Annotated in this window: 14 protein-coding genes; 13 read left to right on the top strand and 1 reads right to left on the bottom strand. The window is 42.3% G+C overall.

The window, feature by feature from the left end; translation table 11 throughout:
• Positions 1–90 precede the first annotated feature (90 nt).
• The 8 genes from IGJ26_RS08805 (at position 91) to coaE (ending at position 9,706) form a co-directional block, all read left to right on the top strand.
• Positions 91–2,277, top strand: coding sequence for a Tex family protein (locus IGJ26_RS08805; RefSeq protein WP_244731736.1), 2,187 nt, complete (start codon positions 91–93; stop codon positions 2,275–2,277).
• Complete coding sequence (locus tag IGJ26_RS08800) at positions 2,274–2,738, top strand: SprT family protein (RefSeq protein ID WP_244731734.1); 465 nt, start codon at positions 2,274–2,276, stop codon at positions 2,736–2,738. Before IGJ26_RS08805 ends, IGJ26_RS08800 begins: the two co-directional genes overlap by 4 nt.
• 114 nt (positions 2,739–2,852) lie before the next feature.
• Positions 2,853–4,187, top strand: a complete 1,335-nt coding sequence (gene murC, locus IGJ26_RS08795; RefSeq protein WP_430599549.1) for a UDP-N-acetylmuramate--L-alanine ligase — start codon at positions 2,853–2,855, stop codon at positions 4,185–4,187.
• A gap of 141 nt (positions 4,188–4,328) precedes the next feature.
• Positions 4,329–4,802: a MaoC family dehydratase gene (locus IGJ26_RS08790; RefSeq protein WP_005235769.1), complete on the top strand. Its 474-nt coding sequence runs from the start codon at positions 4,329–4,331 to the stop codon at positions 4,800–4,802.
• Entirely contained in the window at positions 4,795–5,487 is a 693-nt protein-coding gene (locus IGJ26_RS08785; RefSeq protein ID WP_430599548.1) for a Bax inhibitor-1/YccA family protein, read from the top strand. The genes IGJ26_RS08790 and IGJ26_RS08785 overlap by 8 nt, the downstream gene beginning before the upstream one ends.
• 125 nt (positions 5,488–5,612) lie before the next feature.
• Positions 5,613–8,258: a DNA polymerase I gene (gene polA / locus IGJ26_RS08780; RefSeq protein ID WP_430599547.1), complete on the top strand. Its 2,646-nt coding sequence runs from the start codon at positions 5,613–5,615 to the stop codon at positions 8,256–8,258.
• 15 nt (positions 8,259–8,273) lie between these two features.
• Positions 8,274–9,116 (top strand): DNA-formamidopyrimidine glycosylase, encoded by an 843-nt coding sequence (gene mutM / locus IGJ26_RS08775; protein WP_016620072.1) that lies wholly within the window; start codon positions 8,274–8,276, stop codon positions 9,114–9,116.
• Complete coding sequence (coaE, locus tag IGJ26_RS08770; protein WP_005235783.1) at positions 9,113–9,706, top strand: dephospho-CoA kinase; 594 nt, start codon at positions 9,113–9,115, stop codon at positions 9,704–9,706. The genes mutM and coaE overlap by 4 nt, the downstream gene beginning before the upstream one ends.
• 174 nt (positions 9,707–9,880) lie before the next feature.
• Here coaE and IGJ26_RS08765 read toward each other — a convergent pair whose 3' ends face one another.
• Positions 9,881–10,660: an ABC transporter ATP-binding protein gene (locus IGJ26_RS08765; protein WP_430599546.1), complete on the bottom strand. Its 780-nt coding sequence runs from the start codon at positions 10,658–10,660 to the stop codon at positions 9,881–9,883.
• 177 nt (positions 10,661–10,837) lie between these two features.
• On the opposite strand from IGJ26_RS08765, the gene IGJ26_RS08760 reads away from it, so the two are divergent.
• The 5 genes from IGJ26_RS08760 (at position 10,838) to dnaI (ending at position 15,050) form a co-directional block, all read left to right on the top strand.
• Complete coding sequence (locus IGJ26_RS08760; RefSeq protein ID WP_008380072.1) at positions 10,838–11,167, top strand: hypothetical protein; 330 nt, start codon at positions 10,838–10,840, stop codon at positions 11,165–11,167.
• A 245-nt stretch (positions 11,168–11,412) separates the two neighbouring features.
• Entirely contained in the window at positions 11,413–12,054 is a 642-nt protein-coding gene (locus tag IGJ26_RS08755) for a FusB/FusC family EF-G-binding protein (protein ID WP_008380069.1), read from the top strand.
• A 203-nt stretch (positions 12,055–12,257) separates the two neighbouring features.
• A complete protein-coding gene (nrdR, locus tag IGJ26_RS08750; RefSeq protein WP_005226004.1) occupies positions 12,258–12,728 on the top strand; it encodes a transcriptional regulator NrdR in 471 nt (156 codons plus the stop codon).
• A 13-nt stretch (positions 12,729–12,741) separates the two neighbouring features.
• Positions 12,742–14,118 carry a replication initiation and membrane attachment family protein gene (locus IGJ26_RS08745; RefSeq protein WP_430599545.1) on the top strand — a complete coding sequence of 459 codons (1,377 nt, stop codon included), beginning with the start codon at positions 12,742–12,744 and terminating at the stop codon, positions 14,116–14,118.
• A complete protein-coding gene (gene dnaI / locus IGJ26_RS08740) occupies positions 14,118–15,050 on the top strand; it encodes a primosomal protein DnaI (RefSeq protein WP_008380067.1) in 933 nt (310 codons plus the stop codon). Before IGJ26_RS08745 ends, dnaI begins: the two co-directional genes overlap by 1 nt.
• Positions 15,051–15,070: the final 20 nt, after the last annotated feature.

Below are 15,070 nucleotides of genomic sequence, written 5' to 3'. Positions count from 1 at the left end.
AGCAATGTTCCTTTCGTGCCTTCTTGTTTCCTCAATGGCTGACTTTTTTATGTTAAAATAGCAAAAGCAACAAAGGAAAGGTGAGAACGAATGGCAGAAATGAATCAAGAGGTACTTGATTTAGTGAAACAAGAACTAACCTCTTTTACCCAAAAACAAATCAGTACGGTGTTACAATTATTGCAAGAAGGAAATACGGTTCCGTTTATTGCCCGCTACCGTAAAGAAATGACGAATGGACTTGACGAAGTTCAGATTCGAGAAATCGAAGAGCGGTATCAGTACTTAGAAAACCTAGAGAAACGCAAGCAAGAAGTTTTGCGCTTGATAGAAGAACAAGAAAAGCTAACGCCTGAACTAACACAGGCGATTTTAGTTGCGACAAAAATGCAGGCCGTTGAAGACCTGTATCGTCCTTACAAACAAAAACGACGCACCAAAGCGACGATCGCCAAAGAAAATGGCTTGGAACCATTTGCTCAGTGGCTGTTAAGCTTCTCAAAAACAGGTGACGTACAAGAAAAAGCGGCCGAATTTATGAGTGATGCTGTTCCTACTGTAGAAGATGTCTTGGCTGGCGCCCATGAGATCATTGCAGAAGGCGTTGGTGATACTGCAGAATTTCGAAGTTGGATTCGGAGCTATTATTCTAACAAAGGACTGTATAAGAGCACGGTCAAAAATGCTGAAAAAGATGAAAAAGGCGTTTATGAAATGTATTACGATTTCCAACATCCTATCAATAAGATGGTTTCCCACCGGGTTTTAGCCACCAATCGTGGAGAAAAAGAAGACATTTTGAAGGTAACGCTTGTGGCAGATGAAGAAAAAATCATGGAGTACCTACGTCGGAAATTGATCACGAATAGTGATTCACCCGCAGCCAGTTTTGTCCAAACTGCTGCTGCTGACGCCTTGAAACGGTTTATCTTACCAGCGATCGAACGAGAGATCCGCAATGAATTGACAGAAAAAGCCGACGAACAAGCAATTGCGATTTTCGGAGAAAATCTTCGCAATCTGTTGCTGCAGCCGCCATTGAAGGGCAAAGTCGTTTTAGGTTTTGATCCAGCGTATCGAACGGGCTGTAAATTGGCCGTCGTTGATGAGACAGGAAAAGTACTAGCGATCGAAGTGATCTATCCCCATAAACCGGCGCCGATGAACAAACGAGAAGCGGCTGGACCAGCGTTTCGTCGCTTATTGCAAACCTATAAAGTTGAAATGGTCGCAATCGGTAATGGAACGGCGAGTCGAGAGTCAGAGCAATTCGTCGCTGAACAATTAAAATTGATCGATCAAGAAGTATATTATGTGATCGTGAATGAGGCAGGCGCTTCTGTTTATTCGGCCAGTCCGATCGCCCGGCAAGAATTCCCTGATCTGCAAGTGGAAGAACGCAGTGCCATCAGTATTGGCCGCCGTCTCCAAGATCCCTTGGCAGAATTAGTTAAAATCGATCCACAATCGGTGGGCGTCGGGCAATACCAACATGACGTTTCGCAAAAGCGCTTAGCCGAACAATTGGATTTTGTCGTGGAAACGGTCGTCAACCAAGTAGGCGTTGATGTCAATACCGCAAGTGCGGCACTTTTACAGCACGTGGCGGGTTTAAATAAAACGACTGCCCAAAATATCGTGACTTATCGAGAAGAAAATGGTGTATTCACGCAGCGGAATCAACTGAAAAAAGTCCCTCGCTTAGGACCAAAAGCTTATGAACAGGCGATCGGCTTTATGCGGATACCTGGCGGAAAAGTCATTTTGGACAATACCGGGATCCATCCAGAAAGTTATGACACTGCCAAAGAAATTTTGGCGCTCGCGGGTATTTCTTTAGCGGAGCTAGGGAAAGAGCAAATGGAAGAAAATAAAGCGAAACTTGCCCAACTACGCCCAGCGGAGCTTTCCGCAAAATTGTCAGTCGGCAAAGAAACCATCACGGATATCCTAAAGGCGTTAATGCAGCCTGGACGCGATATGCGTGATGAAATGCCAGCCCCATTATTGCGCAAAGATGTGCTGAGTATGGAGGACCTAAAACCGGGAATGGAACTGAAGGGAACGGTTCGAAATGTGATCGACTTTGGTGCTTTCGTCGATATCGGTGTCAAACAAGATGGACTGGTGCATTTGTCGAAGCTGAGCCGTTCGTTTGTAAAGCATCCGAAAGACGTTGTTTCCGTCGGTGATGTCGTAACCGTTTGGATCGAGCAAGTAGATGTCAAAAAAGGCCGTATCAGTTTAACCATGGTCGATCCAGGAAATGCAAAATGACCCAACAAGAATTGCAGCATTTGGTGGAAGAGCTGTCGCTGTCTGTTTTCAACAAACCATTCACGCATCGAGCGGTGTTTAATTCTCGCTTAAAAACAACCGGTGGCCGCTACCATCTAAGTGATCACCACTTGGATTTCAATCCAACCATGCTCACAGAACAAGGGATGGAGGTTTTTATCGGCATTATCAAGCATGAATTGTGTCATTATCATTTGCACTTAGCAGGTCTTGGTCACCGTCACCAAGATCCTGCTTTTAAAGCATTGCTGGCAAAAACGGGAGGCCTGCGGTATGCACCTCCTGCCATAAGAACAGCTAAGCATTGCTATCGATGTCAAAATTGTGGCTGCGAGATTCGGCGGCAGAGGCGTGTGGATATCAAAAAATTTGTTTGTGGAAAATGTCGCGGACGTTTGCTAGAAATAGGAAATGATGAGAAAAGTCAAGTCGAAAAATAAAACTCGTTGCTATTTTTTTCATTTTGTATGATAATGTAGGTCGTGTGACAACCTGATATTTGTCAATACACGCGTTTTTTTACGACGCGGATTTGAGAAAAGAGGATTATAATAATGGAAAATCAAAACAAAATACATCATTTTGTTGGAATCAAAGGTTCCGGTATGAGTTCATTGGCTTTGATTCTGCACGAAAAAGGCTACCAAGTACAAGGCTCTGATGTGGAAGAATATTTCTTCACTCAACGTGATCTAGAAAAAGCAGCAATCAAATTGTTGCCTTTCGATAAAGCAAACATTCAACCAGAAATGGTCATTATCCAAGGGAATGCTTTCCCTGACACCCACGAAGAAATCATACGGGCCAAAGAACTTGGTTTAGAAGTCACTCGTTATCATGACTTTATTGGCCAATTCATTCAGCCCTATACGAGTATTGCTGTGACTGGTTCTCACGGAAAAACCAGTACGACAGGATTGCTTTCTCATGTTTTAAGCGGCATCCGGCCAACAAGTTTCTTGATTGGCGATGGTACCGGTCATGGAGAGCCCGATGCGGAATTCTTCTCGTTTGAAGCTTGTGAATACCGCCGTCATTTCTTAGCTTATTCACCGGACTATGCAATTATGACCAACATCGATTTTGATCATCCGGACTATTTCCACTCGATTGACGATGTCTTCTCAGCCTTTCAATCGATGGCAAGTCAAGTAAAAAAAGGCATTTTTGCTTTTGGTGATGACGAGTACCTGCGTAAACTTGAAGCAGATGTCCCGATCTACTATTACGGCGTCAACGATAACGACGATGTTCAAGCAAAAAACATTGAACGCACCACCCAAGGTTCAGAGTTCGACGTCTTTATCCATGGTGAAAATATTGGCCATTTTGTCTTGCCGGCGTTTGGTCAACACAACATCAACAACGCACTCAGTGTGATCGTTGTGGCTTTCAAAGAAGGATTGGACATGAAAGAAGTTGCCGCTGAGATGCTCTCATTCCCTGGAGTGAAACGTCGCTTCAGCGAAAAAATCGTAGCGGATATGACGATCGTAGACGATTACGCCCATCATCCTGCAGAAATCAAAGCAACGATTGATGGCGCTCGTCAAAAATATCCGGATAAAGAGATTATTGCTGTCTTCCAACCTCATACCTTTACCCGTACGATCGCTTTAATGGATGAATTTGCGGAAGCGTTAGATCTTGCAGACCATGTCTATCTATGTGATATTTTTGGATCTGCTCGTGAATCCCGAGGGGATGTTAAAATTGAAGATCTGGGCAATAAAATTCAAAGAGGCGGAACTGTGATCAAAGAAGAGAACGTTTCTCCGCTACTAGATCATCAAAATGCTGTCGTGATTTTTATGGGAGCAGGCGATGTGCAAAAATTTGAAACAGCCTATGAAAAACTACTAAGCAATACAACTCGTAACGTATTGTAATCAAAGACTCTTGTGGCGTGTTTGCTGCAAGAGTTTTTTACATCTGAAGTTTTTGCAAAAGCAGCACCGCGAACTTGCACTTTTGTCGGCATCTGATAGAATATACTCAGATGAAACTATTCTTTTTGGAGGAATTAAATTTTGAATATAGGAAAACCGCGAAAAATAGGGAAAAGTATTGAAGATATCGAGGAAGGCGATTCGTTATCCTTAACAGAATCGATCGAAGACAATCAACTGTTGTTATATTTAGGACTTACTAATGATGCAAACCCTTTGTATATTCAACATGACTACACGCAAAATACTGAGTATCAGCGTCCAATCGTCCCATCCATCATGTTGATGGGGATCATCACCAGTGCCGTATCGAAACATTTGCCTGGTCCTGGCTCTCATGTAGTCAATTTTTCGGTGAACTTTATTGAACCTGTATATCATTATGAAACATTGACCTTTGAATTCGAAGTGATCAAAGTGGATAAAATGAAAGACGTGGTAACTATTTCGGTTGAAGCGATCAACACAGAAGATCATCGTATTTTAGATGCTGTGGTCATGGTCCAGCCGCCAAAAGCAGTAGCAGTAAATGAGGAGGAACAACAAGATGAATAATTTAAACAATGAAAACGTCCAAGCCCAAGGCTTAAATCGCTTTTATTCAAAAGTGTATTTATTCTTCGGCGTTGGGCTTGCGATCAGTGCGATTTCAGCCTATATTTTTGGGGAAGTCTTCAAAGCGCAAACCCTGCAATTTATCGACAATTTTCCGCTAGGATTTACCGGTCTTTGGATCTTACAGATCATTCTAGTTATTGTATTAGGGGTGAAGGCGCAGAAAAATCCGTCCTTGACCGTTGCTGGCTTTTTAGTCTATTCGCTCTTGAATGGATTGACCTTGTCTGTGACATTGATGATCTATGACTTTGGATCGATCGTGGGAGCATTTGTTTCAGCAGCCGTCACTTTTGGTGTCATGTCAGCATTTGGGATCATGACCAAACGTGATCTAAGTGTGGTTGGTCGTATCGGCTATGGTCTGTTGATCGGGATCATCATCTCAACGCTCTTGAATGTATTTATTTTACGCAGTCAACCGGTTGACTTTTTCTTATCGATCGTGACCGTCTTTGTCTTTATGGGAATCACCGCTTATGACAATCAGCAAATCCGCAATGTATACTTCGCAACGAATGGTGGCGCAAATACTGGAGTGGCCGTTTTCATGGCATTACAACTGTATTTAGACTTCATCAACTTATTCCTAGCGTTATTGCGAATCTTTGGCAAAAACAACTAAAAAAAGTGCGAGGAAACTCGCCTTTTTTTTTGTATAAAATGAGAGAGAAAACAAAGCAATTCATCGCTTTTGTGCCCGTTCTTTGATAGAATAAAGAGGAACTTTTTGAGAAAAGGAGTAATCAAATGCCAAAAAATAAATTACTACTCGTTGATGGGAATAGTGTGGCTTTTCGCGCGTTTTTTGCGTTGCATAATTCATTAGAACGGTTTAAAAATGCCAACGGGCTGCACACAAATGCCATCTATGCGTTTCATACTATGTTTGAAAATGTGATGGCAAAAGAACAGCCAACACATGTTTTAGTGGCTTTTGATGCTGGAAAAACCACCTTCAGGACAGCGATGTATGAAGATTATAAAGGTGGGCGTTCAAAAACCCCTGGGGAATTTAAAGAACAAATGCCTTACATTCGCGAATTGATCAACGCGTTAGGTGTTCAATACTACGAATTAGATAACTATGAAGCCGATGATATCATTGGCACATTGGCAAATAAAGTCGATAAAGAGCTATTTGATGTCGTCGTTTTATCTGGCGATCGCGATTTGACCCAGCTGGCAACGGAGCACGTGAAAGTTGACATTACGGTCAAAGGCGTTAGCGAAATTGAAAGTTATACGCCCGCTCATGTGGCTGAAAAATATGACGGCCTAACGCCCTTACAAATCATCGACATGAAAGGACTAGCTGGCGATGCTTCCGATAATATTCCCGGCGTCACCAAAATTGGTGAGAAGACAGCCATCAAGCTATTGAAAGAATATGGCTCTGTTGAGGGGATCTATGAACACATCGATGAAATGAAAAAAAGCAAGATGAAAGAAAACTTGATCAATGATCGTGAGATCGCCTTTCTTTCAAAACAATTAGCAACCATTGATGTGGATGCGCCCATTGAGGTCGATGTTGACAAACTGAAATATGAAGGCAAAGATTTAGAGAAGTTAGTGCCATTCTACCAAGAAATGAACTTTAATAGCTTCTTAGATAAGCTGCAAATTACAGCTGAACCAGTTGAGATGGAAGACATTTTGTTTTCGGTCGTTGAAGAAGTAACGGAAGATATGTTCCAGGGAGACACAGCATTGTATGTCGAGATGATGGGGGATAACTATCATTTGGAAGACATTGTCGGTGTTGCTTGGGGCAATCAAGAAAAAATTTATGTCAGCAATCGTGAAGAATTGTTTGAAAGTCCAGCCTTTACCGATTGGTTAAAAGACGAGAAACGTAAAAAATTCGTCTATGATGCCAAACGCACGTACGTGGCGTTAAACCGGTACACGACAGCACCAAAAGGAATCGCTTTTGATGTTTTATTGGCAGCTTATCTTTTAGACACGAATGATACGAATAATGACATCGCAGGTGTTGCCGCTCACTATGGCTATGATGCGATCCAATCGGATGAAGCGATTTATGGAAAAGGAGCGAAAAAAGGGCTGCCGGCGGATGAGGAAGACTTCTTTGCTCATTTAGCCCGTAAAGTAGCGGCGATTACAAACCTAACCCCAAAACTTACGGAAGAATTGGCAGCGAAGAATCAAACAGCGCTCTTTGAAGAAATGGAATTGCCTTTATCAATGATTTTAGCTGAGATGGAGATTACCGGCATCAAAGTTGATGCGTCTCGCTTGCATCAGATGAAGGGCGAATTTGCACAACGGTTGCATGAAATTGAAGAAAAAATCTACGCCGAAGCTGGAGAAACCTTCAACTTAAACTCGCCGAAACAATTAGGTGTGATTTTATTTGAAAAAATGGGCTTACCAGTTATCAAAAAAACCAAAACTGGCTATTCGACAGCAGTCGATGTGTTAGAACAACTAAAAGAGCAAGCACCAATCGTTGAAGACATTTTGACTTATCGTCAAATCGCTAAGATCCAATCAACCTATGTAGAAGGCTTATTAAAAGTGATCCAAGGAGATGGCAAAGTCCATACGCGATATGTACAAACCTTGACCCAAACTGGTCGTTTAAGTTCTGTCGATCCAAACTTACAAAACATTCCGATTCGTTTAGAAGAAGGTCGAAAGATCCGCGAAGCCTTTGTGCCACGAGAAACTGATTGGGTTATCTATTCCTCGGACTACTCTCAAATCGAATTACGGGTGTTGGCACATATTTCAGATGATACCCATTTGAAAGAAGCCTTTATCGAAGGTCAGGATATCCACTCAAGTACAGCGATGCGAGTCTTTGGTATCGAAAAAGCAGAAGATGTGACACCAAATATGCGTCGTCAAGCCAAAGCGGTCAACTTCGGTATCGTTTATGGGATTTCTGATTATGGATTATCACAGAATCTAGGAATCACCAGAAAAGCCGCCCAACAATACATCGATACGTATTTTGAAAAATATCCTGGTGTGAAAACGTATATGGAGGATGTGGTTCGTGAGGCGAAGGACAAAGGGTACGTTGAAACCTTGTATCATCGCCGTCGTTACCTACCTGATATCAATTCTCGCAATTTCAATATTCGAACTTTTGCCGAAAGAACCGCCATCAATACACCGGTTCAAGGCAGTGCGGCGGATATCTTAAAAATTGCCATGATCGATTTGGCGAAACGTTTGAAAGAAGAAAAATTAGCAGCAACGATGCTGCTGCAAGTACACGATGAACTAGTCTTTGAAGTACCTGAATCTGAATTGCCTCGTCTTGACGCTTTAGTGAAAGAAGTGATGGAGCAAGCCGTTGCATTGCATGTCCCTTTACTGACAGACAGCAATTGGGGCAAAACATGGTACGATGCAAAATAAATGAGGTGAACAGAGGTGCCGGAATTACCAGAAGTTGAAACGGTCCGCAAAGGACTTGAAAAACTTGTTTTAAATAAAACGATCGAATCGGTCGAGATCCTTTGGCCGCGAATCATCGAAAGTCCTGAAGTGCCGATCTTTTCGGCACTGTTGAAAGGGCAACGTTTTGAAAAATTTGAACGACGTGGAAAATTTTTGATTTTTAAATTGACAGATTATGATCTGATCTCTCATCTACGAATGGAAGGCAAGTACGAGTATTTTGAGTCAGACCCGATTGTCGATAAACATACACATGTCATTTTCCATTTTACAGATGGCAGTCAGTTAAATTACCATGATGTAAGAAAATTTGGTCGTATGACCTTAGTGGATAAAGACCAAAGCGCAGCCTATAAAGGGATCATGCAATTAGGTCCTGAACCTAAGCCTGAATTGTTTTTATTAGAAGCATTTGAACAAGGATTGAAGCGTTCGAAAAAAGCCATCAAACCGTTATTGCTTGACCAAAAGCTCGTTACTGGTTTGGGCAATATTTATGTAGATGAGGCGCTGTGGCAAGCAAAAATCCATCCAGAGCAACCAGCGGATTCATTAATGCCAACTGAAGTAGATGTGCTGCATGAAGCAATCATCGATGTCTTAGAGCGAGCTGTTGAAGCAGGCGGAACTACCATTCGGACCTATCTCAATGCACTAGGAGAAGCCGGGAAATTCCAAATGTCATTAAATGTCTATGGCCAGACAGGCAATCCTTGTGGCCGATGTGGCACACCAATCGTCAAGATCAAAGTTGCCCAACGGGGGACGCATTTTTGTCCTCAGTGTCAAAAACTGCATGTGAGGTCCAACAAATGAGTTTTGTTTTAGGCGTCACTGGGGGAATCGCCACTGGAAAAAGTACTGCAGTCGCGCATTTTCGATCACTGGGTTTACCGATTATTGATGCCGATATCATCGCAAGAGAAGTCGTTGAACCGAATACGGAGGGCTTGCAGGCGGTGACGCAAGCCTTTGGTCCGCAGATTTTGACCGATGATGGGCACCTAGATCGACAAACCCTCGGTGCTTTGATTTTTAACGATCCAGAAAAACGCCGCATGCTGAATCAGACGTTATCTCCTTTTATTCGACAAGAGATTTTGTCTCAGATCGAAGAAAAAAAACAGGAAGTGCCCTTGTTGATCGTTGACATTCCTTTGCTTTATGAAGCCGACTACGACCAATACATGGATCAAACCGCAGTCGTTTATGTGCCAGAAGCGATTCAAAAAGAGCGGTTGATGGCACGTAATCAATTGAATGAGCAAGACGCGCAACAACGAATCGACAGTCAGCTTTCAATTGAGAAAAAGAAACAACGGGCCGATATTGTCTTTGATAATCAAGGAACGATCGCCCAACTCAATCAGCAGATCGATGATTGGTTAGCATCCTTAAACAAATAGATAAGACAGCAGGTTCCCTTCAGTAAAAGGGAACCTGCTATTTTATCTTTCAATAGCAAACCTAGCCCTATCATTTCTAAAAACAACTGGCGCTGAAACATGTCGGAAACTGTTTGGTTTGGAAAGTAAGACGATCGTTTATGAATGGTTAAATATCAAAGTACCAGCCCTGATTTATTTTGGGGTCACGATCACGCGATTGCTGGAAAAGGGGTGAAGAACGATCGGCTGATCATAAAAAGAGGTGAGAACCTCCTCAGTAAAAATCGTCTCTCGTTGACCAGCGGCGTGGACTTTGCCGTTTTTTAACATCAGCAAATGAGTGAAAATCGGTAGTAGCTCTTCTGTATGATGGGTAACGTAAAGAAGAGTCGGCGTATTCGGCAGTTGTGAAAAAGCCTCCAGACGGGTTAGCAGTTCTTCTCGCGCAAATAGATCAAGGCCCGTACAAGGTTCGTCCAAAATCAGGATCTCTGGTTGTGCCATCATGGCCCGTGCGATCATGACAAATTGTTTTTCCCCTTGAGAAAGGACGTGATAGGAACGATGGATCAAATGCGACAAACCTAAGTCAGTCAAAAGCGCTTTTGCTTGGATCAGCTGCTCTTCTTCATAGGACTCATAAAGACCAATACTGGAATAAAGCCCCGAAAAAACGATCTCTTCGGCAAGATCGCGACCATAAAACTTGCTTTGCAGCGCTGAACTGACCCAACCAATGCGCCGTTGAAGATCGGGCACAGACGTTTTTCCGTAACGCTCACCTAAGACCGTTCGTTGACCAGAAGAAGGCCATAAACTTCCCGTGATCATTTGGAGTAATAAACTTTTGCCAGCACCATTCAGACCTAAAATCACCCAATGCTCATTTTTTTTCACTTGCCAATTGATCGCTTTTAATAAATAGTTCTTGTCGCGAACGAATGAAACCTGTTGGAAATCGAGGATTGTCATCTATTGTCGAACCTTAAACAGGTTCTTCACCTCCAGTTGTAAGAATATTCAGAAAATAATCGCTCATATTATAGCATAAAGAAAAACATTTTGCTGACTGTTTGGTATCGCATTCATATCTTTTGTCAGAATTCAGAATGCTTGTTATGATGAAACTATACAGGAGGGATGATAACTATGGGTACTTTTAAAGACGAAAAAGATGTGATCGTTGGCAAGGCTAAAGAAAAAATCGGTGAGTGGACCAATAATGAAGAACTTGCCCATTCTGGGAAAGAACAAGCACACGAAGGTCAGATCAAGAAAGAGCACGATCAAAAAAGAGTCAATGAATTAGAAGATCAAAATGACGAGCGCGATGCCCGCAATGATCGAACTACCCCAGAAAATGTCAGCAGTGAAGAATTGTTGCGAGCTGAAAATCCTGATGCCAATAAAATTTCTTCTGCCGATCGTCGAGATGCAGACCAGCTGAAGCATTATACTGGAATTGAAGATAAATTATAACTGAACACGGATGCCTTCGTCTTCTAGACGAGGCATTTTTTTGTTAACCAGAGTGGATGAAGAGTCAAGAGACTACTGCTCAGTTGACAATTGCTCAACATCTCATTATAATCCATTAAGATCGCATAGAGAGAAGCAAAGAAATTGGGAGGTGGTCATCAAATGCTTATTTATGCATTGTGTACGACTGTCAAGAAAGTAGAACAGCCGCAATAGGAAACGGAAAATTAGAAAGAAGGCTTTTTATGATCGAACCTTACCAATTTCATTCAATTAAACATCAAGTATACCAATTAGTTCGAACCTATCAATCGGTGAATGATCCTCGAACGATCAAAACGGTTGAAACGATGACCAAAGACGCCATAGAACATTTTTTTCCTGAAGAAGAAACAGCACCACGTGAAATTTTAGCTGCTTTCTTTCAACACGGGATGACGATCAGTCGCAGCAATGAGCTGTTAACAGAACTCAAAGAGTACGTCCGACCCTTTCAGGTGCCGACAACAAAACAAATTGAAAAAATGTTTCGGAAAGTAAAAAAACTGAAAATACCTGATTTTGCTTCCGTTGATTTAAAAGAGACCACTTATCTTGCTTGGGATGATATCGGTAGTCAAAGCAAGTTTATGATCATAGCCACTGAGCAGGGATTTACAGGACTTCACGGTCATGTGTCAACCGAGGTCAAAAAAGGGATCTGTCCCTTGTGCCAGCATGAAGGAAATGTGTCGATGTTTCTTTCTTTGACCAAGAGCAACGGCGATGGAACATATACGAAACGCGGGAATTATATTTGCCGTGATAGCCAAAGGTGCAATCAGCAGTTGGAACAGCCAGCAAATTTGCATGATTTTGTTTCTTTGCTGCAAATGAAAGATAAATAACGAAATGAAACGGCAGAAATCTTTCTGCCGTTTTTTCTCATTGAAAAAAACAACAGTTATAGCATTATTTAAATTTTGTATTAAATGAACAGAATAAACCACTTTGGCTATTGTACCAATGGATTTCATGTTATAATTAATCATAGAAACCGATGACTTTACGTGAAAACGTAAGCGCATAAGAGAGAAAATGAGGTGGAACTATGCAATGTCCAAAATGTCATCATAACAATTCGAGGGTAGTTGATAGTCGACAAGCCGATGATGGACGTGTGATTCGCCGTCGTCGTGAGTGCGAAAATTGCGGCTATCGCTTTACAACATTTGAACGTATTGAAGAGGCACCCTTGCTTGTGATCAAGAAAAATGGTGCCCGTGAAGAATTCAACCGAGAAAAAATTTTACGGGGCTTGATTCGTTCTGCTGAAAAACGACCAGTGACAATGGATCAGATGGAAACAATCGTCGATCATGTGGAAAGTCGTGTCCGTGCTCTTGGTGAAAATGAAATATCTACGACACAAATTGGTGAGTATGTGATGGAAGATCTAGTTGATTTAGACGAGATCGCTTATATCCGTTTTGCCAGTGTATACCGCCAGTTTAAAGACATGTCAGTTTTCTTAAAAGAACTACAAGACATCGTCGAAAAAGCGAAAGAACCACAAGAATAGAGGGGGACAACAAGTGGGCAATAGTTTACCGAATCAATCGTACAAAGTGTTCAAAAGCCGTCCACTTACAACGGAAGGGAAAGACGCCCTCATTTATTTGTATCAACCAATTATTGAAAGTGATGCTTTAGCGTTGTATTTGACACTAGCAAGCGATGTCCAAGCCCAAAGCATTTCTGGCGAGGAGTCGATGACGACCGTGCATCTAGATATCTTGAATGCCATGAATGTCGGAATGCCTCGCTTCATAAAAGCCAAGCAAAACCTAGAAGGTATCGGCTTGCTGAAATCATATGAAAAAGCAGATTTGCAAAACGGATCCTCCTATCTGTATTGGTTGCAAGAACCGGTCCATCCAGCAGCGTTTTTTCAAGATGAATTGTATGCCTATCTGTTGTTGGAAAGAGTCGGAGAGCGTAAATTTAATCAGCTGGTCAAGCTGTATCAGCCAAAGCAGTGTTCCTTGACCGATTATCAGGAAGTGACTCAATCCTTCTCAGCCGCCTATGGGTTAAATACCGCACGTTTTGCTTCCCATGAAGAAACGTTACAGGCAGTCAGTGATTCTTTTCAAGAAACCAATGCGAACTTGGTGCTTGACGAAAAGCAGTTGGATTGGGACTTTCTTTTATATGAAGCGCAGCGTCGGTATATCCGTGCCGCTAATTTCACGCCAAGTTTTCGACAAAAGTTAGTTCTATACCATTCTTTATATGGCTATGATGTGTTGGAACTGTTGGATTTGATGGCGGACAATGTTTCTTTGACAACAGGCGAGGTCGACCAGAAAAAGCTGGAACAAGCCATCATGAAGAAATCACGACAAACATTCACGAAAACATCAAAAAGAGAAGATCCCCAAGCGGAAAGTCAGTTGCGCCGCTTCAATACCTTAAAACAGAATGGTTTTTCAGAAAATGATGTATTATTGATTCAAGAAAGTGAGAACAATGCACCGATCGCTTTTCTAAAGGCGATCAAAGCGGAGAAAAACAGTTTCATGACGGATTCAGAACAATGGCTGATCAAGAGCCTTGTCGAACGGTCACCATTGCCTAATAGTGTGATCAATGTTCTGGTTCATTATGTCTTGGTGGTCCAAAACAATGCCGCTTTGTCAGGGAATTATGTGAACAATATCGCCGCCCAATGGTCAGAATTAAAAATCGGCACGGCAGAAGATGCCATCAAACATGTTCGGAGCCTTGTTCGAAGTGCCAAGGAAAAACGCAGCCGACCACAAACTAGCGGCAAAAAAATCATTCGCGAAGAAAAGCTGCCTTCTTGGGCTGAAAAACCAGTGAAAGAGACAGCCTTAACACCAGAGCGACAAGCAGAATTAGATAAAAAACTGCAAAACTACTTGCATAAGAAAGCTGGTGACAAGTAATGGAAGATGTAGGGAAAAACTTAGGAAAACTATTGGATAAACGCAATTACCGTGATCAGTTTTCAGCAATGATGGCAGAGGTTTTACAAGATCCTGATGTCAAAGCGTTTATTGCCGAAAATGAAGAGGTATTGACCGAAGCAGATATTCAAAAAAGCTATGCGAAACTGTATGAGTTCGTCCAAGAAAAGCGGAAATTCCGCATCAATGATCCATCCATGATCGCACCGGGCTATGAGCCGCGCTTAGCATTAAATTTTCATTTTATTGACGTCACCTATGTACCAACGAAAGAACTACTGGCATATCAAAAACAAGAAGAAATTCGCAGTCGCATCAAAGCGATGGATATGCCTAAAGATATACAAGAAGCAAGTTTTGCAGATTATCAGCAAACGCCTGGCCGAATGGAGGCCATCGCAGCTGCCGTTGATTTTATTAGTGAGTTGACAGCCAATCCACAGGAGTTTCATAAAGGCCTTTACTTTGTGGGAAGTTTTGGGATCGGAAAAACCTATCTGCTTGGCGCGATCGCCAGAGATTTAGCGGAGGCAGGCTACACGACGACATTGGTTCACTTCCCGACATTTGCAGTAGAGATGAAGCAAGCAATCGGCAAAGATCAGGTGGGGGATAAGCTGAACGCAGTGAAAAAAGCCCCAATCTTAATGATGGACGATATCGGTGCTGATGCGATGAGCAGCTGGATTCGCGACGAAGTCTTCGGTGTCATATTGCAATACCGCATGCAAGAACAACTGCCGACCTTCTTTACTTCGAATTTTACTATGCATGAGTTGGAACAGCATCTTTCGGTGACGCAACGAGGTGAATCCGAACCATTAAAAGCCAAGCGCATTATGGAACGTATCCGTTATTTGACACAAGAAATTCAAATGACTGGTAAAAACCGACGAAATGATGGCCAATAACTGACTATTACTGGAGGAAG

It is taken from the genome of Enterococcus sp. AZ095a (genome assembly GCF_050546735.1).
Classification (GTDB): Bacteria; Bacillota; Bacilli; order Lactobacillales; family Enterococcaceae; genus Enterococcus_D; species Enterococcus_D entomosocium.
The sequence above is the reverse complement of the archived record's forward strand: the minus strand, read 5'-3'. Positions and strand labels throughout refer to the sequence as shown.